Here is a 20,795-nt window from a genome sequence, read left to right as displayed (position 1 = left end):
CCTCTGGCCTGCCGGCCATCTCCCCCGCAAGGGGGGAGATCAAGCGCTCGGAAGCTTTCGCCAACCTCCAACGCTGCGAGGATGGGGCGGGGAGCGAAGCTGCTAATCTCCCCCCTTGCGGGGGAGATGGCCGGCAGGCCAGAGAGGGGTGGGCGGGAACTCGACTTCCGTGAAATATTTGCGTCAGCAGCGAACGTGCGCCGTAGGGTTGGATAGCGCGAAATGCGTGCGCACTATCCCTCTGACCCCCGCATCACGGCCGGCATTGTCGCGCTTGCGGCAATCGCGCTACTGATCGGTGGCGCCTTCGCCGGCCTTATCCGCGAAGGCGCGCACGACCTTTCCGGCGCCGCGTCCGCCTTTGACCTCTATCTCCTGCGCGTTGTCCGCTTCACGCTCTGGCAGGCTGCGCTCTCGACTCTGCTTTCCGCCGTACCGGCGCTCTTCGTCGCCCGGGCGCTGTCGCGGCATCCGCGCTTCTTCGGACGCGGCTTCATCCTGCAGCTGTTCACTGTGCCCCTTGCCTTGCCGGCGATTGTCGCAGCGCTGGGCATACTGGCGCTCTATGGCCGCGCCGGTTATTTCGCCGCGATCGGTGGCCAGAGCTGGCCCGACATCTATGGGCTGTCGGGCATCCTCGTCGCCCACGTCTTCTTCAACCTGCCGCTGGCCACCCGGCTGTTCCTCGAAGCGCTGGGAACGGTGCCGGCCGATCAATGGCGGCTGGCGAGCCAGCTCGGCATGGGAGCGAGGCCAGCCTTCCGGCTGATCGAGTGGCCGGTGCTGCGCGCCGCGCTGCCGGGCGTCGCCGGGCTTGTCTTCATGCTTTGCATCACCTCCTTCACCATCGTCCTGATCCTCGGCGGCGGGCCGGCGGCGACGACGCTGGAAGTCGCCATCTATCAGGCGCTGCGTTTCGACTTCGATCCGGCGCGAGCGGTGACGCTGACGGTGCTACAGATCGCGCTGACTTTCGCCGTCATGCTGGCGCTGACGCGGCTCGGCGCCAATGTGACCGGCGACGCCAATTTGCCTGTCGCGCCGCGCCGCTATCACTTGGCCGGCAAAGCAGAAACAGCGTTCAACGCCGTCCTGATCGTGCTCGCCTTGCTGTTCGTCGCCGGACCGATGGCGGCCACCGTTGCCTCCGGCCTCGGCGCCGATCTCGGCCGGCTGGCGGGCGAGAGTGCCGTGCGTCAGGCGACGCTGACCAGCGCCGGTCTCGCCTTCTCGGCGGCGCTACTTTCGGTGGCGCTGGCACTGTCGCTGATCATGGCGCGGCGGGCACTGTCGCTGCGCCGCCGGTCCAGTGCCCGTTCATTGCTCGAACATGCCACCGACACCGGCGCCGGCTTCGTCCTCGTCGTGCCGCCCATCGTCATCGGCGCCGGCTGGTTTCTCCTGCTGCGCACGGTCAGCGATGTCTTTGCCATCGCGCCGGTCATGGTCGTCACCGTCAATGCGGTGATGGCGATGCCCTTTGCCATCCGCGCGATGCGCCCGGCCTATGATGCGGCGAGCGAGCGCCATGAAAAGCTGTGCGCGCAGCTCGGCATTGCGGGCTGGAACCGGCTGCTTCTGGTCGACTGGCCATCGCTCCGGCGGCCGCTGGCCACCGGCTTTGCCTTCGCCATGGCACTGTCGCTCGGCGATCTCGGCGTCATCGCGCTGTTCGGCAGCGATTCGGTGCAGACCTTGCCCTATCTCCTGCTGGCGCGCATGGGCAGCTATCGCACGGCCGATGCTGCCGGGCTGGCTTTGCTGCTCGGGGCGGTCTGCCTTGCATTGGTGGTCGCGGCAGACTGGCTGGGACGGGGAGAGAGATCGTGACGTCCGCTGTGGAGAAAGGCACGACTGTCCGGCTGGACAAGGTCTCGTTCAGCTATGGCGAAACGCCATTCCTGTTCGATGTCGAATTCGATACATCTAAGATCACCGCCATCATGGGGGCAAGCGGTTCGGGCAAATCGACCTTGCTCAATCTGGTGGCTGGTTTCGAGACGCCGGAGTCCGGTCGTGTGCTGATCGGCGCCGCCGATGTCGGCGCCGAGCCGCCTTCGGCGCGGCCGGTGTCGATGGTATTCCAGGAAAACAATCTGTTTGCTCATCTCTCGGTGGAGAAGAATGTCGGGCTCGGCCGCTCGCCATCGCTCAACCTGACCGACGCCGATCGCGCCGCAATCGCCGAGGCGCTTGACCGCGTCGGCCTGGCCGGCAAGGAAATGCGCCTGCCGCGCGAACTCTCCGGCGGCGAAAGGCAGCGCGTGGCGCTCGCCCGCGTTCTGGTGCGCGACCGGCCAGTGCTGCTGCTCGACGAGCCGTTCGCTTCGCTCGGGCCAGCACTGCGCGACGACATGCTCGACCTGGTGGCCGGCGTTCATGCCGAGCGGGCGATGACGGTGCTGTTCGTCACGCATCAGCCGGAAGACGCTCGCCGTATCGGCGAGCAGATGGTTTTTCTGGACAATGGCAGGGTTGCCGCGACGGGACCTGCCGGCGATTTTTTCGACGGCACTGGCCCTGAAGCGTTTCGGCGCTATATCGGCGCAAGTTCGGGCGGATCACGCGATATTGCCCGGAAGCGGACATAATTTACGACCAAACCGGCTACAGGTGATGTGGCGCTTGCTTGCCATGGTCCAGTCGATGTGGCTAGGTCCGCTTAGTACTGGTCCGGCACGAGCCGTGATTTGCCCCTACAGCGCCGCACCCGGCCGGATGCGTAAACGCTGTAGGTTTTTTGATGTGTGCAGGATTGCCAACGAAACCGATTTTTCGCTGGCGCGGACCCCGGTTCCAAATCATGCGCCGAGAGCTGAAGGAACGCCGTGCTGCCGACCGGCACTGACACTTTGAAACGCAGACCGCTGGTGCGCTTCCTCGCGCTGGCCGGCCTTGCCGTGGCGCTGGCCAGCTGCCAGATGTTCACGCCTCCCGAAGTGCAGGAATCCGGCTTCCAGCCTTCCGACAAGCCGATCACGGTCGACAATGTCGCCGCCAACAGCAAGCTTGCCGAACTGGCGAAGGCACAGCATCCGCGCATCCTTGCCACCTATGGCGGCGAATATTCCGATCCCAAGCTCGAGCGCATGGTGGCCAAGGTTGTCGGCAGCCTGACCGTGGTGTCGGCCAATCCGACCCAGACCTATCGCATCACCATCCTCAATTCGCCCAACGTCAACGCTTTCGCGCTGCCGGGTGGCTATCTCTACGTCACCCGCGGCCTGCTGGCGCTGGCCAATGATTCGGCCGAACTCGCCGCCGTCATCGCGCATGAGATGGGCCACGTCACCGCCAATCACGGTCTGCAGCGACAGCAGCTCGAGGCCGAGGAAGGCCTGGCGACCAAGGTGGTCTCCGATGTGCTGGGCGACAGCCCGACCGCCAAGCAGGCATTGATCCGCGGCAAGCTGAGGCTGGCGCAGTTCTCGCGCAACCAGGAGCTGGAGGCAGACGCCATCGGCATCAAGTCGATCGGCGAGGCGGGTTACGATCCCTATGCCGCCGGGCGTTTCCTGCAGTCGATGTCGGCCTACACCGATTTCCGCTCGATCAGCGGCGCCACCGACGCCAGCCTCGACTTCCTGGCCACGCACCCCAACACGCCGCAGCGAATTGATCTGGCGCAGCGCCACGCCCGCCAGTTCGGCGCGCCGGGCATCGGCACCCGCGACCGCGATTCCTTCCTGGCCGGGATAGACGGCCTGCTCTATGGCGACACGCCGGAAGAGGGCTATGTGCGCGGCCAGACCTTCCTGCATCCGGGCCTCGGCGTTTCGTTCACGGTGCCCGACGGCTTCATCATCGACAATTCGGCGGCGGCGGTGACGGCGACCGGTCCCGGCGACATGGCGATCCGCTTCGACGGTGTGTCGATCGACAAGGATCGTGCGCTGACCGACTACATCAGAAGCGGCTGGGTGGCCGGTCTCGACGAGACCAGTGTGCGCCAGGAGACGATCGACGGCAACCAGGCGGCGACCGCGCACGCCGGCGCCGATGGCTGGCAGTTCGACATTGCGGTGATCCGCGCCGGCGGTCAGGTCTACCGGCTTTTGACAGCGGCCCCCTCGGCCAGCACGACACTCGATCCGGTGGCACGCTCGGTCAGCGGTTCGTTCCGCGTGCTCAGCCCCGCCGAGAAGGCGGCACTGAAGCCGCTGCATATCCGCGTCGTCACGGTACAGGCCGGGCAGACGATGGGCACACTTTCGGCGCAGATGGTCGGCGTCGACCGCAAGCTCGATCTGTTCCGCGTGCTCAACGCGATGTCGCCGGGCGCCTCGGTTTCGGCCGGCGACAAGGTCAAGATCGTCACGGACAGATAGCGCCGGTCTTCGTCAGAAACCCCAGCCTTCGTAGTGCTTTTTTCTGAGATAACTTTTCTGAGATAACTCGGGGTACCCCGTTCCTGGCAATCTCAGGCCGCCATGAACTCCGGATTCTGCTTCACCAGCGCGAGCTTGAGCTTTTCCATGGCGCGGGCCTCGATCTGCCGGACACGCTCCTTGGAAATGCCGAGCGTCTCGCCAAGCGCCTCAAGCGTCGCACCTTCGTCGCTCAGCCGGCGCTCCTCGATGATCCTGAGTTCGCGGGCATTGAGCGCGCGGAGCGCCGTCTTCAGCCACATCAGGCGCCGTTCGACGTCGATGGTGTCGCCGGCGACCTCGTCAGGCAATGGATCGTCCGAAATCAGGAAGTCCATCCGCTCGGTGGTGCCAGCTTCGTCGGCGAGCGGTGCGTTGAGCGAAGAGTCAGGTGCTGAAAGCCTGGAATCCATCTTCGCGACATCGGCCTCGGAGACGCCTAGGGCTACCGAGACTTCGCGGTAGAGCGTGGCGTTGGAGATCGGCTCGGCGCCATTGGCAAGACGGGCGCGCAGGCGCCGCAGGTTGAAGAACAGCGCCTTTTGCGCCGAAGAGGTGCCGCCGCGAACGATCGACCAGTTGCGCAGGATATAGTCCTGCATCGAAGCGCGGATCCACCATGTCGCATAGGTCGAGAAGCGCACCTCGCGCTCCGGCTCGAAACGCGCGGCTGCTTCCAGCAGCCCGACATGGCCCTCTTGGACCAGATCTCCGAGCGGCAGGCCGTAATGTCGGAACTTCGAAGCCATGGAGATGACCAGCCGCATATGGGCGACGGTGATCTGATGCAGCGCCTGCTGATCCTGGTCCTCCTTCCAGCGCAAGGCGAGAACATGTTCCTCATCGCGCTCGAGGTAGGGGGCTTTCATTGCCGTGCGGACCATGGTCCGTCCTGCCGTGTCTTCGATCATGCCGCGCTCCTGCTCCCGGACATTTTCGGACGGCCTGGCGGCCGTTATCTCTGTTTGACGCAATTCCGAAGGAAACCGCTTTCCCACTTTCCTGGAATTGCTTCGGGCCTAGCGCAGCCAAGGGTTCTTGAAATGGAAACGCGGCGCCCTACAACAAGCCATGAACGTGCCATACCGGGGATTGGTTCCGCCGCCGAGGGCGGTTGTTTTGTGCGGTCCGACAGGGCGCATCGACACCGCAGATCGGGACTATTGGCACCGATCGGAGCTGCTTTGAGAATCTGATTTCTGGATTGCCGTTTTTTTGAAATCTGGTTCCTTATTTTGCTGCGCTGTATCTGTCAGTTTCCGGCTCTCACAAGCGCCGGACACCGGCCAAGGACGGGATCACATAGAAATGAAATGGCTCAATTCGCTCATCGTCGCCGGAACGCTTCAGGTTCTGGCTGTTACATCAGGCTATGCCGGCGCCAATCTTGACCAGATCAAGCAGGCCGGCACCCTCAAGGTCGGCACCGAAGGCACCTATGCGCCCTTCACCTATCATGATGCTTCCGGCGCGCTGGTCGGCTTCGACGTCGAGATCGCCAAGGCGATCGGCGACAAGCTCGGCGTCAAGGTCGAGTTCCTCGAAGGCAAATGGGACGGGCTGATCGCCGGCCTCGACGCCAACCGCTACGACGCCGTGATCAACGAGGTCGGCATCACCGACGCGCGCAAGGCCAAGTACGATTTCTCCGATCCTTACATCGCCTCCAAGGCCGTGCTGATCGTGCGCGGCGACAATACCGACATCAAGACCTTCGCCGACCTCAAGGGCAAGAAGTCGGCACAGTCGTTGACATCGAATTTCGGCAAGCTCGCCGAGACCAACGGCGCCGAACTCGTCGGCACCGACGGCTTCGACCAGTCGATCCAGCTGCTGCTCACCGGCCGCGCCGACGCCACCATCAATGACAGCCTGTCTTTCCTCGACTTCAAGAAGCACAAGCCGGACGCCAATGTGAAGATCGCCGCGCAGGAAGAGAACGCCGACTATTCCGGCGTCATCGTGCGCAAGGGTGATCCGGAGCTGGTCGCGGCGATCAACAAGGCGCTGGCCGACATCAAGGCCGACGGCACCTACAAGAGGATCGCCGATACCTATTTCGGCCAGGATGTCTCGCAGTAAAGACCATCTCCCGGCGGTTTGCCGGCAATGACAAATAGCGGCGGGCCGTCTTTGACGGCTCGCCGTTATTCGCATGATATGAGAAGCACACAATCGCACTGCCGTCACCGCGGCGGTCTGTGAGGGAGGAGCCGTTCGTGCCGCACTGGCTACACCTGATGCTGGACTCGTTGCCGACACTGCTGTGGGCGGCGTTGATCTTCACCGTACCGCTGACATTGCTATCGTTCGCACTCGGCCTGTTCGTCGGCCTGGTTGTCGCCCTGGTGCGGCTGTTCGGTCCCAAGCCTCTGGTTGCCGTTGTCCGCTTCTATGTCTGGATCTTTCGCGGCACGCCGCTTCTGGTGCAGCTGTTCCTGATCTTTTACGGCCTGCCTTCGGTCGGCATATTGCTGGATGCTTTTCCGGCGGCGCTGATTGGCTTCACCCTCAACATAGGCGCCTACAGTTCGGAAATTATCCGCGCCGTGATCGGCTCGGTGCCGAAGGGCCAGTGGGAGGCGGCCTATTCGATCGGCATGACCTGGAGCCAGGCGATGCGGCGCACCATCCTGCCGCAAGCCGGCCGCGTCGCCGTGCCGCCGCTGTCCAACACCTTCATCTCGCTGGTCAAGGATACGTCGCTGGCCGCCGCCATCACTGTGCCGGAGATGTTCCAGGCGGCGCAGCGCATCGTCGCCACCACCTATGAACCGCTGATCCTCTATGTCGAGGCGGCGATCCTTTATCTGGCGATGAGCTCGGTGCTTTCGGCCTTGCAGACGCGGCTGGAGGAGCGGCTCAACCGCTATGGCGGCTTCCTGGAGGCGCGCTCATGATCGGCCTCACCGACATCGAAAAGCGCTTCGGCGACAATCTGGTGCTGAAGGGCGTGACGGTCACCATTGCCGAAGGCAGCGTCACTGCGCTCGTCGGCCCCTCCGGCGGCGGCAAGAGCACACTGCTGCGCTGCATCAACCTGTTGGAGATCCCGACCTCGGGCATGGTGCGCATCGGCGACGAGACGCTGGAATTCCGTCCCGGCGTCAAGATCCCCAGCCGCGACATCCAGCGCCTGCGGCTGCAGACCGGCATGGTGTTCCAGAACTTCCAGCTGTTCCCGCATCGCACCGCGATCGAGAACGTCATGGAAGGCCTGGTGACGGTGCTGAAATGGCCGACGGCAAAGGCGCGCGAGCGGGCACTGGCGCTGCTCGAGAAGGTCGGCATGGCGCACAAGGCGGACGATTGGCCGGCAACGCTGTCGGGCGGCCAGCAGCAGCGTGTGGCCATCGCCCGCGCCCTGGCGCCGTCGCCGAAAGTGCTACTTTGCGACGAGCCGACCTCGGCGCTCGATCCGGAACTGGCGCAGGAAGTGGTCGACGTGCTGGGAAAGCTCGCCAGCGAAGGCACGACCATGGTGATGGCCACGCACGACCTTCGCCTTGCCTCCAAGATTGCGCAGGAGGTGGTGTTCCTCGACGCCGGCGTCATCGTCGAGAAGGGGCGGTCCGCCGTGGTGTTCTCCAACCCGGAGCGTGAACGGACGAAGCGTTTTATTGCGACGCTGAAGCAGGAGGCGGAGAAGGAAGCCGGCGGCTGAGCCTTCTACGTTCCCCTTGTGAAGAGGTCGGACGGAAGGTCCGGGTGCGGTCTGGTGTCGTCCCCATCCTCGCTGCTTCGCAGCCACCTGCCTGGGCGAGCCACGGGTCTCGCCCGTCCTTGGAACCCCACAAGGGGGTAAAAACAAAAACCCGGCACAAGGCCGGGTTTTTCATGATTTCGACGGTGAAGCGATCAGGCAGCTTCTTCCTGCTCGGCTTCCTCATTGTCGGCCTTGGCGCCGCGCTTCGGGCCCTTATTAAGGTTAACCTCGATCAGGCGCACGGCTTCGGTTTCCGACATGCGGTTGACTGCCGCGATCTCGCGCGCCATGCGGTCGAGTGCCGCCTCATAGAGCTGGCGCTCGGAATAGGACTGTTCCGGCTGGTTGTCGGCACGGTAGAGGTCGCGCACGACTTCCGAGATCGAGATCAGGTCGCCCGAATTGATCTTGGCATCATACTCCTGCGCACGGCGCGACCACATGGTGCGCTTGACGCGGGCGCGGCCCTGCACGACCTTCAGCGCGCGCTCGACATAATCCTCTTCCGACAGCTTGCGCATGCCGATGGAGGTCGCCTTGGCGACCGGAACCTTCAGGCGCATCTTGTCCTTCTGGAAGTCGATGACGAACAGTTCCAGCTTGTGGCCCGCAACTTCCTGCTCGTCGATCGAGACGATCTGGCCGACGCCATGTGCCGGATAGACGATGTACTCGCCGGTCTTGAAACCGTGGCGTGCCGAGGTGGACTTCTTCTGCGGGGTGATCGTTGCCATTACGCCCTGAACTCCTTGTTGTGGCACCGGCGGCCTGCCGGTCCGAACGCATGCGACCGGGGACACCGATCGTTAGCCGCACAACAGATGAACCCATCGGAAAAAGCCGGGACCGGCAAACCGCATACATAGCGACTGCCTGGCCCAGATCGCTCTGGTCCGATTGGGGATTTCACCTTTCAGTGATTTGGGGCGCTTGCGCCATAAATCGACGTTGTGTCACCGGCATGTTTCAACTGGTGTAGCACAAAAAGTCGGAAGAATCAAGGTTTTGCTGCAAACGCGAAGGTCGAGCGCCATCGCCGCCTGTCAAGGCAGTTAATGTATGATGCGCGTTACGCAGCGTTATGACGATCCAATAGGCCGCACTTTTTTGCTTTGCGCATCACCCTTTCCGAAATCGATTCCGATTCCAGCGTCATGTGCTCAGTCGCCTTCGCCGGGCTCGGCGGAGAAATATTTCTCGAACTTGCCGGCTTCGCCGTCGAAGCTCTTGGCATCTGCCGGAGGCTCCTTCTTGGCGGTGATGTTGGGCCATTTCTCGGCGTATTCGGTGTTGACCTGCAGCCATTTGTCGAGGCCCGGCTCGGTGTCGGGCTTGATTGCATCGGCCGGGCATTCCGGTTCGCAGACACCGCAGTCGATGCACTCGTCGGGATGTATGACAAGCATGTTCTCGCCCTCGTAAAAGCAGTCGACCGGACAGACCTCGATGCAGTCCATGTACTTGCATTTGATGCAGTTGTCGGTCACGACATAGGTCATTGGTCGGCTCCGGGACGTCCCGTTCTTACTAGAGCGACGTGCGTCCACTTGGACGCATAAAGTACGCTCTAACACTTTGAATCTGCGCATCGTGCCTTCCGAAAAATCGATTTCCGATTTTCGGGCCGATGCGGCGGCTTTTTTGGTGAGGTAACGCCTTTGCCTGCCGCTTGCAAGGGCAGCCATTGCAGGCGGGGCCCGCGTGTCCGGAATGAAATTCCAGACCGCCGGCATGGCGCAGACGGCCAAGGCTTCAGTCTTCGCCGAACAGCCGGTCGGTTTGCCTGCGCTCTTTCTTGGTCGGCCGGCCGCTGCCGGCGTCGCGCAGCGCCGGAATGGCATCGGCAACAGCCTCGCCTTTCGGCGCCGGCGGCGGGGACATGTCCTCGTAGAGCGTGCGCGCTTCCTCGGCCGGACCGCGCCGCACGCCGGTGCCAAGCACCTTCCAAATGAAGATACGGCGCTCGTGCGTAATGGTCAAAACGTCGCCAGGCTTGACCAGATCGGAGGCCTGCGCTGCTTTGTCGCTGTTGATGCGGACGCGTCCGGCGACAACCAGCTTGGCCGCCAGCGAGCGCGATTTTATCGCGCGCGAAAAGAACAGCCACTTGTCGATGCGCTGACGACCTTCAGCAACCATCGCAGCGAGTTATCTCTTGTTGGAGCATGATCTTGTCCGAAAACCGGTTCCACTTTTCGGGATCATGCTCAGAGCCTACTTCTTCAGCTGGTCGCGCAAGGCGGCGAGCTTGGCGAAGGGCGAGTCCGGATCGAAGCGCACCGGGCGTTCCTCGCGTGGCTTGGCCTGGAAAGCCGGCTTGGCCCCTTGCGGTCCGCCTTTGCCTTCCGGCCTGCCGCCTTTCCAGTCAGGCCGGCCCTCGCGCGGACGCTCGCCTTGCGGCTTGCCGTCGCGGCGCTGTTCACCCTCGGCCTGCGGCTTGGGCTTGAACTTCGAACGGTCGAAGCGTGGCTTGGCGGCACCGTCGCGCTGGTCGCGCCGGCCCTGATAGGCCGGCCGTTCGCCCGGTGCCGGCTGTCCGCCGGCAGCGTCGGCCGGCGCATCGGCGCGGCCAGCCTGGCCGTTACGCGGGCGATTGTCCCGGCCTTGACGATGGCGCGGGCGCTGCTCGAAACGACCCTGCCGCCACAGCAAGATGGGCTTTGGCGCTTCGGCCTCGGGGACAGGCTCAGCGCTTCCACCCTCCCCCTCGTGGGGAGGGTCGGCGCGCAGCGCCGGGGTGGGGGCAGCGCCGGCGTCGGCGGTTGCGCCTGCATCGGCTACGCGGTCTGCACTATCGGTTTCGTCAGCGCTGTCACCCCCACCCGCGTCGCTTCGCGCCGCGACCTCCCCCATCGAGGGGGAGGTAAGGGCGTCGGCGTTTTCGGCGACGGTGGCGTCGGCGCTTTCGGGGACGGTGTCGTCAGCTTCTGCAACAGCCGGAGCTTCTTCCGTGATTTCTATGGGGGCTTCGACTTGGGGAGCTTCGACCTGTTCTTCCGCGACGGGCTCTGCCGTTGCTTCCGCGATGGCTGGAGCTTCGGCGGTGGCTTCAACGGCCGCAGTTGGCTCCGAACCCTCGGGAGGCGCGCCCGGCTGAGCGTCCGCAGCAACAGCCTCCGCTGCGGCTTCGGCGACGGGCTGCTCAGCCGCAGGCTCAGCGGCGGCAACCGCATCCGGCTCCGATCCAACGGCCGGCGCTTCAGCGACGGCTTCACTTGCAGCGGCTTCCGCCGCCTTGGCCTGTTCAGCTTTTGCAGCCGCGTCCGCAGCCAGCTTGGCGGCAGCCGCTTCCCGCGCCGCGTTGTCCTGTGCTTCCAGCCGCGCCTTGACCTCTGCCGGCGGCTTCGGCTCGGCGCGATAGCCGAGACCTTTCAGGATCTCTTCCATGTCGTCGGCGGTGGCGCCGAGGATGGACATCATCGGCGGCGTCACCATGAAGGACTGGCCGTCATAGGCGCCGTCCGGGCGCTGTCCCAGACCGGGCTTCCAGTTGGTCGCAGGCCGGATCAGGTCGGCCAGCCGTTCCAGAATGTCGATGCGCACGGCGCGGCGGCCGAGATTACGGTAGCCGGCGAGCTTGTAGAAGCTCTTGTCGAAAGCCGGATCGATGACCACCGAGGTGCGGCCGGAGGCCAGCGCGTGCACGACGTCGCCAAAGCCGGGCTTGTCCTTGCCGTCGTTCTTCAGCGCCCACAAAAGCGTGATCAGTCCGGCGGGCGCCGGCTTGATCAGCGCCGGCACGAAGACGTGGTAGGCGCCGAAGCGCACACCGAGCCGGCGCAAGGCGGCGCGGCCCTCCTGGTCGAGCGACTTCATTTCCTCGGCGATGTCGCGGCGGTTGATGAGGCCGAAATGCTCGACGAGTTGGAAGGCGATGCCACGGCCGATGCCGGCGATCTGCTCGGCATTCTTCAAGTCGACCAGCGGCTTCAGCAAGGATTCGATCTGGAAATTGACGAAGCGCTCGGCGCGCGCGGCGACCTTGTCGCGGGCGGGACCGGTCAACTGCTCGTCGGCCAAAAGCACCAGGCGCGGCTTCAGCGCGTCCTCGCCGGCAACCAGCGTGCCGATCGGCGCGCCGATCCAGCGCAGCGTGCCGTCGGAGCCGAGCGCAAGGTCGCCATTGGCGCAGGCGCCGAAGCGTTCGGCACGTGCCTCGAACTCGGCGGCCAGCGCTTTTTGCGCTGCCGTACGCACGGCCTTGGCGTCTTCGCCGCCGGCGCTCTGATCGGCGGTGAAGCGGAACCCTTGCAACTCGCCGACATGATGGCCTTCGACAAGGACGGTTCCGGTAGGACTGATTTCGGCTTCAGGCATTGTATTTTCTCTAAGGCGCCGCATGAGGACGGAAGTCCTGCGGTCTACAAACCGTTTCGTCAACCGCTCATGCAGCGCATCCGACAATCTGTCTTCGATTTCGCGCGTCTTTTCCCGCCAGTGTGCCTGATCGGCCAGCCAGCCCGGCCGGTTGGACACGAATGTCCAGGTGCGGATCTGCGCAATGCGGTGCGACAGCGTGTCGATGTCCCCCTCGGTCGTATCGGCGCGGCGCACCTGCTCGGCCATGTAGTTCTCGTCGACATGGCCGTGTTTGGCGAGGTCGGTGTAGATAGAAGCGATCAGGTCGGAGTGCTGGGCCGGCGCGATCTTGCGGTAGTCCGGCAACGCGCAGGCTTCCCACAGCAGCGCGACGCGCTTGGCATTGGTAGCCAGCGCGCGGATGTCCTCGTCGCGGGAGAGATGTTCGAGCGCCTGGGCATCGACCGCCGGCAGCGCCCGCGTCAGGCCTTCGACCGGCGCGTTGGTTTCGATCGAGCGCTTCAGCGCGTCGAGGCTGGCGAAGTCGAAATGCGCGGTGCGCCATTGCAGCACCTTCACCGGATCGAACTCGTGCCCCTCGATGCGCTTGACCAGTTCCTCGTCCAGCGGATCGACCTGGCCGGTGACGCCGAAGGTGCCGTCGCGCAGATGGCGGCCGGCGCGGCCGGCGATCTGGCCGAGCTCGGCCGCCGTGAGATTGCGGTACTGATAGCCGTCGAATTTGCGGTTCTGGGCGAAGGCGACATGATCGAGATCAAGGTTGAGCCCCATGCCGATGGCGTCGGTGGCGACGAGATAGTCGACGTCGCCTGCCTGGAACATTGCCACCTGGGCATTGCGGGTGCGGGGCGACAGCGCGCCGAGCACGACCGCCGCTCCTCCTTGCTGGCGGCGGATCAGCTCAGCGATGGCATAGACCTCGTCGGCGGAGAAAGCGACGATCGCCGTACGCCGCGGCAGGCGGGTCAATTTCTTCGAACCGGCATAGGCCAAGTGCGACAGGCGAGGGCGCGTCACCACCGAGACGCCTCTCAGCAGCTTTTGCAGGATGCCATGCATGGTGGCCGCGCCGAGCAGCAGCGTTTCCTGGCGGCCGCGCAGGTGCAGGATACGGTCGGTGAAGATGTGGCCGCGCCCGAGGTCGCCGGCGAGCTGCACCTCGTCGATTGCGACGAAGGCAACGTCGGTCTCGCGCGGCATGGCTTCGACGGTGCAGACCGAATATTTCGCGCCGGGCGGCTGGATTTTTTCCTCGCCGGTGATGAGCGCCACCTTGTGGGCGCCGACCTTTTCGCAGACGCGGGCATAGACCTCGCGCGCCAGAAGGCGGAGCGGCAGGCCGATAATGCCGCTCTCATGCGCCACCATGCGCTCGATGGCGAGATGGGTCTTGCCGGTGTTGGTCGGACCCAGTACGGCAGTCACGTCGCGGCCCGACAGGATCAGCGGCTCGGTGTGTTTCGGCTGGATGTTCATCGGCCTGGAGATGAGGCTTTCTGCATCGTGTTGTCGGGAGCGCGCCTCGCATGGCGCGTATGACAGGCGACACATAGGGATTTCAGGCGCGAAGCGAAAGCGGAATGTTCCGGCCGGCAGTCCCACGGTTCGTCTTTGAGGTCTCAATTAACAGTTGGAACGAGTCTGGAACGAATCGGCGACGAATCAGTGACTCCGGCAGATTCAGCTTTTGTTCACGGCTACATGTGGATTTTGCGAGCCTGAGTCTCACCATATGCTGAATCGCGGAAACTGGCCCGATTCCTGCAAGGCGACCATTGGCGTTAACCTTTGCCGGCGGGGCATCGTCGTGATCCGATACGCCTCGGCCAACATTATGAAATTGCTGAATTTTCTTAATCGGCCTTAACCATTTTCCGGTGGTATTCGGCCTTGGTCGTTAACGTTCCGCTCAAAGCCGGAACGAATGGGTGACGAATCGGCGATGGCGGGATTTTCCTGGTTTGTTCACCCCAACATGTTGTGTTGTCCACAGCTTGTCCACCGAGAATTCACAGCTTGCGAACCGGGTTTTGCACAGGGCGCCTAGAAATCGTTAATCTTTGCGTGCCGGAACGGGTCAATGTCTCGCGCGCAGCCCGGGGAACATCGCCGGCCGGCGATGAAAAACGGCCATAAGGCGGCCCGTCCTACCGGGCGAAATTGCTGTCGTTCAGGCGAAGTACTGGCCGCCATTGGCGGTGATGGTCGAGCCGGTGATGAAACCGGCGTCCTCAGAGGCGAGGAAGACGACGCAACGCGCGATCTCTTCCGGTTCGCCGAGGCGGCCGACCGGGATCTGCGGAATGATGCGTTCATTCAGCACCTTCTCGTCGATCGCCTTGACCATCTCGGTGGCGATGTAGCCGGGGCAGATGACATTGACTGTGATGCCCGCGCGCGCGCCCTCCTGCGCCAGCGCCTTCGAGAAGCCGATGTCGCCGGCCTTTGCGGCGGAATAGTTGACCTGGCCGGCCTGGCCTTTCTGGCCGTTGATGGAGGAAATGGTGATGACGCGGCCGAATTTGCGGTCGCGCATGCCGCCCCACAGCGGATGCGTCATGTTGAAGACGCCAGACAGATTGGTGTCGATGACTTCCTTCCACTGCTCGCGCGTCAGCTTGTGGAACATGGCGTCACGGGTAATGCCGGCATTGTTGACCAGCACCGAGACCGGGCCGAGATCGGCCTCGACCTGTTTGATTCCGGCGGCACAGGCGTCGTAGTCGGCGACCGACCATTTGTAGGCCTTGATGCCGGTTTGTGCGCTGAACTTCCCCGCTGCCTCGTCATTGCCGGCATAGTTGGCTGCAACGGTGTAACCGGCATTCTTCAGGCCGATCGATATGGCGGCGCCGATGCCGCGCGATCCACCGGTGACGAGCGCTACTTTGGTCATTGAAAGTTCTTCCTCCCTTTGGTCGGAAGAAGGGAATAGGGAATAGGGAGTAGCGAGTAGGGATCGATATCCCGCCGCGCTGCTCCTTCTTCCCCATTCACTACTCCCTATTCACTACTCACTTCTTGTTCACAGCGCTTCCACGCACAGAGCGACGCCCATGCCGCCGCCGATGCACAGCGTGGCAAGGCCTTTCTTGGCGCCGCGGCGGCGCATCTCGAAAACCAGCGTGTTGAAGACGCGGGCGCCCGACGCGCCGATCGGATGGCCGATGGCGATGGCGCCGCCATTGACGTTGACGATCGACGTATCCCAGCCCATGCCCTTGTTGACGGCGCAGGCCTGCGCGGCGAAGGCTTCATTGGCCTCGACAAGGTCGAGGTCCTTGACCGACCAGCCGGCCTTCTCGAGCGCCCGCTTCGACGCGGGTATAGGTCCGGTGCCCATGATTGCCGGATCGACGCCGGCCGTCGCCCAGGATGCGATGCGCACCAGCGGGGTGATGCCGCGCCTTGTGGCTTCAGCCTCGCTCATCAGCAGCGCGCCGGCGGCGCCGTCATTGATGCCCGACGCGTTGGCGGCGGTCACGGTGCCGTCCTTGTCGAAAGCCGGCTTCAGCTTGGACATGGCGTCGATGGTGGCGCCGTGGCGGATGTACTCGTCCTGGTCGACGACAGTGTCGCCCTTCCTGCCCTTGATCGTGAAGGCGACGATCTCGTCCTTGAACTTGCCGGCCTTCTGCGCGGCCTCGGCCTTGTTTTGCGAGGCGAGCGCAAACTGGTCCTGGTCGTCGCGGGTGATCTGGAACTGGCGGGCGACGTTCTCGGCGGTGTTGCCCATGTGGTAGCCGTTGAAGGCGTCCCACAACCCGTCCTTGATCATGGTGTCGATCATCTTGTAGTCGCCCATCTTGACGCCGGCGCGCAGGTGCTCGGCGTGCGGCGACAGCGACATCGATTCCTGGCCGCCGGCGATGATCACAGTGGCGTCGCCGGCGGCGATCTGCTGCATGCCGAGCGCGATGGCGCGCAGGCCAGAGCCGCAAACCTGGTTGAGCCCCCAGGCGGTGGTCTCCTTGGGCAGGCCGGCATTGATCGACGCCTGGCGGGCGGGGTTCTGGCCCTGCGCGGCGGTCAGCACCTGGCCGAGAATGACCTCGTCGACTTCGCCCGGCTCGACGCCGGCGCGCGCCAAAAGCTCCCTGATGACGACGGCGCCAAGTTCATGCGCCGGGGTGGCGGCGAAGGCGCCGTTGAAGGAGCCGACAGCCGTGCGTGCGGCGCTGGCAACGACGATTGAATTGGAAGCGGACATTTTTCTCTCCAGACTTCGAGGTGTCGTGTTCTTGGGGGCTTGTTGGGACTTTTCTTGCCCGTTCCACACCCCAAGTCAAACCGGAAATGGGCATGCCGGCCAAGCGCCGCAAGCAGGGCGCGAGCGGCCGGCGCGATCGCCCAACCTTTGCTGCGCAGCATAATTGGCCGGCCATGCAGCAATAAATGATGCCGCACTGCACAAAGCGCTTGGAATTATAGAGCTTTTGCGCATATCCTTAAAAATGGCGCAATCGTTACCGGCGGCTTACTCAGGCGCGCCGGTGTCCCGGGAGGATGCTGATGGCCGCGAAAGACGACCCTATCATTATCAAGAAATATGCCAATCGCCGGCTCTACAATACCGGCACCAGCACCTATGTGACGCTCGAGGATCTGGCCGAGATGGTCAAGAAGGGCGAGGAGTTCACCGTCCAGGACGCCAAGACCGGTGACGACATTACCCATCCGGTGCTGACGCAGATCATCTTCGAACTGGAGAACAAGGATGGGCAGAACATGCTGCCGATCCCGTTCCTGCGCCAGTTGATCGCTTTCTATGGCGACCAGATGCAGCAGATCGTGCCGAGCTTCCTCGAACAGTCGATGATGGCCTTCTCCAAGGAACAGGAGCGGTTCCGCGAGCAGATGAAGGGCGCGATCGGCAAGTCGCCGCTGGATGTGATGAAGATCGCCACGCCGATCAAGGCGCTGGAAGAGCAGACACGCCGCAACATGGAAATGTTCCAGAACGCGATGCGCCTGTTCACGCCCTTCCCGACCGCCGCCACAAATGCTGCGGCCGCGGCTGCACCCGAGCCGGCCCGCAAGGATGTCCCGGAAAAGAGCGGCGACGACCTTCAGGAACTGAAGCAACAGATCGCCGCCATGCAGCGCAAGCTCGACACCATGTCGTAAGCGACCGCCGCATGGTCGACCGCCCTCAGTTGGTCGAGGCGGCCGTCACGGGTCGATTTTCAGCTGCCACGGTTCCCAGATATCGTCGGGCTGGCCGTCGAGCGAGCGGTAGAAGGCTTTGGCCGGCGAGTTGGATTTCAGCACCGTCCATTTGATGGCGGAGGCGCCAATGCTCAAAGCGTGTTGGCGAAGCTGTTCAACAAGCGCATGGCCGACCCCCATGCCGCGCGTCGCTTCAGTGACGTAGAGTTCCTTCAGCCAGACAACCGGCTTCAGGTCGTAGGTCCAGGGGATGAGGTAGTGGACGGCGATGCCGACGATCACGCCCTCTCGCTCCGCCACCAACACGCCGAACCGGGGCGATGGCCCCAGCCCGTGCTCGATGAGGTTCGCTTCGGTGACGCGAAGCTTGTCGTCATAACCCTCGAAGACAGCTAGCGCCCGCATGAGGGCGAGCACCGCACCGACATCCTGGCGCTCGAATGGACGAATTCTAACCATCGCCTTCTGCATGCTTGCTCAGTCTTCAAGGCCGACCATATCGCGTGGCCTCACGCGTGCAAGACACCGGGCTCCTTGCCTGAAGCGAAAGGAAGGTCCTCGTCCTGCCAACCGGTTATGCCGCCGATCATGATCTTCACGGGACGACCGAGGCTGGCCAGCTTGAAGGCCGCCTGATCCGCGCCATTGCAATGCGGTCCCGCGCAATAGACGACGAACAGCGTCCTTTCGGGCCATTGCACCATCCGCCCGGCCGATATTTCGCGGTGGGGCAGATGCAGCGCGCCCGGCACATGGCGGCGTCCATAGGCTTCCGGCGAACCGACCACATGCAGGAGAACAAAGTCCGGCTCTCCGGCACGCAGTGCGGCGGCGACGTCGGAACAGTCGGTCTCGACGGAAAGCCGGCGCAGAAAATGGTCGCGGGCGATATCCGGCGATGCCGCCGGAATGTCTGTCACGTGGCTCATCCTCGTATCTCCATTGCTGATGCGACGGAGAGATAAGACAGGAAGCAGGGCGATTGCAGCTGGCAGCTTTGCCATATATCGTCAAGATCATGCCATCCTCTGCGAATCCGCGCCCTGCCAACCCTCTTGTCGTTGCCGTTGCCTATGACGGGCTGTGCACGTTCGAGTTTGGCGTGGCGGTTGAGATCTTCGCCTTGCCCCGGCCGGAAATGGGTGAGGATTGGTACCGTTTTGCGGTTGCCGGTATTGATACCGGTGAAATGCGCGCGCTGGGCGGCGTGCGTATTGTTGCCGACGGCGGGATCGATCTGATCGGCCAGGCCGGCACGGTGATCGTACCGGGATGGCGCGGAACGGAGGCTCCGGTGCCGCCGGCGCTGATCGAGGCGCTTCGAAAGGCACACGAGCGCGGCTCTCGCATTCTTTCGATCTGTTCGGGCGTGTTCGTGCTTGCCGCCGCCGGCCTGCTGGCGGGCAAAAGAGCGACCACGCATTGGCGCTACAGCGAGAAGCTGACGGAGATGTACCCCGACATCACCGTGATTCCGGACGTTTTGTACATCGATGAGGGCAATGTGCTGACATCGGCAGGCAGTGCCGCGGGCATCGATCTTTGCCTGCATCTGGTTCGGCGCGACTTCGGCACCAAGGCTGCAAACATGGTGGCGCGCCGTCTGGTCGTGCCGCCGCATCGCGACGGCGGCCAGGCGCAGTATGTCGAGAGTTCCGTACCCGAGCCACATGAGCGCAGCCGGCTTGGACCGTTGATCGACAGGATGCGCGCCGATATTTCTGCCGACTATCCCGTCGCCATCTTGGCCGAGCTTGCCGGGATGAGCGAGCGGACGTTCCTGCGCCGGTTCGCGGCCGCGACCGGCGTCACGCCGGCGCGCTGGCTGCTGTCGGAACGGCTTTCGCGGGCGCGCACGCTGCTGGAAGACACCGCCATGCCGATCGAACGGATTGCCGAGACCGCCGGCTTTGGCGCGGCAGGCACGTTGCGGCATCACTTCCGCCGGCAATTCGCCACGACGCCCGTCGCGTACCGTGCGCGGTTCGGGAACACGGCCAGGTCGGCTTAAGTCACGCGTCCCTCATAGCGGCCACGCGGCCTGATGATGCTGCCGCTAATGATCTGTTCGACCATATGCGCGGCCCAGCCGACACTGCGTCCGAGCGCAAACAGCTGGAACGGTGCATCGCGCGGCAAGCCAAGGCCGCGCGTCAGAGCGGCCAAGGCGAAGTCGATGTTGGGGTGCGCGCCGGTCGCCGCCATGGCGGCTTTTTGCAGCTGTTGCAGCGTCTCGTCGACAGGGATGACTTCCAGAAGTGCGGTGGCACGGGGATCGCCGTCGGGATAGAGCGGATGGCCGAACGCCGGCAAGGGCCGGTCATGGCCGAGCCAGCGCCGGATCGCCGCATCCGCGCCGTGGGCTGCTGCATCTTCAGCCAGTTGCATCGCCGCTTCGCCGGCGCCACCGTGGCGCGGGCCGGACAGCGTTGCCAAGCCGGCCAGCAGGCATGCGGCAGGCGAGGCGCCTGTGGACGCTGCGACGCGGGCGGCAAAGGTCGATGCGTTGAGTTCATGATCGGCGAGCAGGACGAGGGCGCAGCGGATCGCTTCCGCGCCGGCATCATCCACCGACCAGCCCTGCGCCAGGCGCTTATGGACGGGCGCTGTGCCGGCTTCAGCGCCCAGCGACTGCGCCAGCGCTCCGACTGTGCGCGCGGCCTCGGTGCACAGCGAGGCGGCGCTGCGTCCTAGCGAAGGCCGCCCGTGGCCTGCAAGCATGGCAAGCTGCGCAAAGGCCGAGGCGCGGCCGACTGGATGAGGCGCTTCAGATGACGGAGCTTTGAAAGCCACCGGTTCAGGCGAGGCCCAGAGCACAGCAGCGGTTTCCTCCAGCGTCGCCGCTTTGGAGAGCGCAACGGCGTCTTGCCCTCGATAGATCAGTCGGCCGTGCAGCACAGTCGAAATCGCGGTGGCAATCGAGGGTTCGCCCCAGGCAATCGCACTTTCGGCGATGGCCGACGGACTGCGGCCGCGCGCCCGGCGGGTCGCCAGTGCGGCGATGTCGTCGGCGCGGTACTGGCTGCGGCGCGGGTCGCTCTCATCCGGCCGCATGCCGATGCGGCCACGGCTGACATAGGCGTAGAGCGTCTGCGGCCGGACCTTGAGCCTTTCCAGCGCCTCTTCCCGCGACAGCCATTCGGACATTTTCAGCCCATACATTGATTATATTGATCAAGATTGATCGAGGCGCAGCCTAACCCTTATCTCCCATGCAGAAAAGCTGCAAGGAG

At 64.0% G+C, this 20,795-nt stretch carries 18 protein-coding genes; 8 read left to right on the top strand and 10 right to left on the bottom strand.

Features of this window, described 5'->3' with window-relative positions; genetic code table 11:
- Positions 1-222: 222 nt before the first annotated feature.
- The 3 genes from thiP (at position 223) to ACYG9V_RS01880 (ending at position 4,328) form a co-directional block, all read left to right on the top strand.
- Positions 223-1,830: a thiamine/thiamine pyrophosphate ABC transporter permease gene (gene thiP / locus ACYG9V_RS01890; protein ID WP_352765326.1), complete on the top strand. Its 1,608-nt coding sequence runs from the start codon at positions 223-225 to the stop codon at positions 1,828-1,830.
- Positions 1,827-2,591 (top strand): thiamine ABC transporter ATP-binding protein, encoded by a 765-nt coding sequence (gene thiQ, locus ACYG9V_RS01885; protein WP_023707251.1) that lies wholly within the window; start codon positions 1,827-1,829, stop codon positions 2,589-2,591. The genes thiP and thiQ overlap by 4 nt, the downstream gene beginning before the upstream one ends.
- A 330-nt stretch (positions 2,592-2,921) precedes the next feature.
- A complete protein-coding gene (locus ACYG9V_RS01880) occupies positions 2,922-4,328 on the top strand; it encodes a M48 family metalloprotease (protein WP_245260137.1) in 1,407 nt (468 codons plus the stop codon).
- A 92-nt stretch (positions 4,329-4,420) separates the two neighbouring features.
- Here ACYG9V_RS01880 and ACYG9V_RS01875 read toward each other — a convergent pair whose 3' ends face one another.
- A complete protein-coding gene (locus tag ACYG9V_RS01875) occupies positions 4,421-5,278 on the bottom strand; it encodes an RNA polymerase factor sigma-32 (protein WP_023685806.1) in 858 nt (285 codons plus the stop codon).
- Between the two features lie 397 nt (positions 5,279-5,675).
- On the opposite strand from ACYG9V_RS01875, the gene ACYG9V_RS01870 reads away from it, so the two are divergent.
- From ACYG9V_RS01870 to ACYG9V_RS01860, 3 genes are all read left to right on the top strand, one after another.
- Positions 5,676-6,449: an amino acid ABC transporter substrate-binding protein gene (locus ACYG9V_RS01870; RefSeq protein ID WP_023699299.1), complete on the top strand. Its 774-nt coding sequence runs from the start codon at positions 5,676-5,678 to the stop codon at positions 6,447-6,449.
- Positions 6,450-6,586: 137 nt separating this feature from the next.
- The gene (locus tag ACYG9V_RS01865) at positions 6,587-7,267 is read left to right on the top strand and encodes an amino acid ABC transporter permease (RefSeq protein ID WP_023693608.1); all 681 of its coding nucleotides are present in this window, start codon (positions 6,587-6,589) and stop codon (positions 7,265-7,267) included.
- Complete coding sequence (locus tag ACYG9V_RS01860) at positions 7,264-8,031, top strand: amino acid ABC transporter ATP-binding protein (protein ID WP_352623681.1); 768 nt, start codon at positions 7,264-7,266, stop codon at positions 8,029-8,031. Before ACYG9V_RS01865 ends, ACYG9V_RS01860 begins: the two co-directional genes overlap by 4 nt.
- Before the next feature lie 194 nt (positions 8,032-8,225).
- On the opposite strand, the gene ACYG9V_RS01855 is transcribed toward ACYG9V_RS01860, so the two are convergent.
- The 6 genes from ACYG9V_RS01855 to ACYG9V_RS01830 form a co-directional block, all read right to left on the bottom strand.
- Complete coding sequence (locus tag ACYG9V_RS01855) at positions 8,226-8,807, bottom strand: CarD family transcriptional regulator (RefSeq protein WP_023673664.1); 582 nt, start codon at positions 8,805-8,807, stop codon at positions 8,226-8,228.
- 426 nt (positions 8,808-9,233) lie between these two features.
- The gene (fdxA, locus tag ACYG9V_RS01850; protein ID WP_013529180.1) at positions 9,234-9,572 is read right to left on the bottom strand and encodes a ferredoxin FdxA; all 339 of its coding nucleotides are present in this window, start codon (positions 9,570-9,572) and stop codon (positions 9,234-9,236) included.
- Positions 9,573-9,825: 253 nt separating this feature from the next.
- Positions 9,826-10,212: an RNA-binding S4 domain-containing protein gene (locus tag ACYG9V_RS01845; RefSeq protein WP_023673663.1), complete on the bottom strand. Its 387-nt coding sequence runs from the start codon at positions 10,210-10,212 to the stop codon at positions 9,826-9,828.
- Between the two features lie 75 nt (positions 10,213-10,287).
- Positions 10,288-13,869, bottom strand: a complete 3,582-nt coding sequence (locus tag ACYG9V_RS01840) for a helicase-related protein (protein ID WP_352765324.1) — start codon at positions 13,867-13,869, stop codon at positions 10,288-10,290.
- A 694-nt stretch (positions 13,870-14,563) separates the two neighbouring features.
- Positions 14,564-15,289 (bottom strand): acetoacetyl-CoA reductase, encoded by a 726-nt coding sequence (gene phbB, locus ACYG9V_RS01835; RefSeq protein WP_023698448.1) that lies wholly within the window; start codon positions 15,287-15,289, stop codon positions 14,564-14,566.
- 129 nt (positions 15,290-15,418) lie between these two features.
- On the bottom strand, positions 15,419-16,603 hold the full coding sequence (locus ACYG9V_RS01830) for an acetyl-CoA C-acetyltransferase (RefSeq protein WP_023673832.1): 1,185 nt from the start codon (positions 16,601-16,603) through the stop codon (positions 15,419-15,421).
- Positions 16,604-16,905: 302 nt separating this feature from the next.
- Here ACYG9V_RS01830 and phaR point away from each other — a divergent pair, with 302 nt between their 5' ends.
- Positions 16,906-17,520 carry a polyhydroxyalkanoate synthesis repressor PhaR gene (gene phaR, locus ACYG9V_RS01825; RefSeq protein WP_023685813.1) on the top strand — a complete coding sequence of 205 codons (615 nt, stop codon included), beginning with the start codon at positions 16,906-16,908 and terminating at the stop codon, positions 17,518-17,520.
- Between the two features lie 45 nt (positions 17,521-17,565).
- On the opposite strand, the gene ACYG9V_RS01820 is transcribed toward phaR, so the two are convergent.
- Both ACYG9V_RS01820 and ACYG9V_RS01815 read right to left on the bottom strand, forming a co-directional pair.
- Entirely contained in the window at positions 17,566-18,021 is a 456-nt protein-coding gene (locus tag ACYG9V_RS01820; protein WP_031194243.1) for a GNAT family N-acetyltransferase, read from the bottom strand.
- 50 nt (positions 18,022-18,071) lie between these two features.
- Positions 18,072-18,491 (bottom strand): rhodanese-like domain-containing protein, encoded by a 420-nt coding sequence (locus ACYG9V_RS01815; protein ID WP_023702797.1) that lies wholly within the window; start codon positions 18,489-18,491, stop codon positions 18,072-18,074.
- An 89-nt stretch (positions 18,492-18,580) separates the two neighbouring features.
- Between ACYG9V_RS01815 and ftrA the strand changes: the two genes are divergently transcribed.
- The gene (gene ftrA, locus ACYG9V_RS01810; protein WP_023752866.1) at positions 18,581-19,573 is read left to right on the top strand and encodes a transcriptional regulator FtrA; all 993 of its coding nucleotides are present in this window, start codon (positions 18,581-18,583) and stop codon (positions 19,571-19,573) included.
- Here the strand turns inward: ftrA and ACYG9V_RS01805 are convergent.
- Positions 19,570-20,709 (bottom strand): citrate synthase, encoded by a 1,140-nt coding sequence (locus tag ACYG9V_RS01805; RefSeq protein ID WP_023752867.1) that lies wholly within the window; start codon positions 20,707-20,709, stop codon positions 19,570-19,572. The two genes, ftrA and ACYG9V_RS01805, sit on opposite strands and share 4 nt — an antisense overlap.
- Between the last annotated feature and the right edge of the window lie 86 nt (positions 20,710-20,795).

Source organism: Mesorhizobium sp. W016, assembly GCF_054719485.1.
Note: the sequence above shows the minus strand (reverse complement) of the source record. Positions and strands in the feature narration are given on the sequence as shown.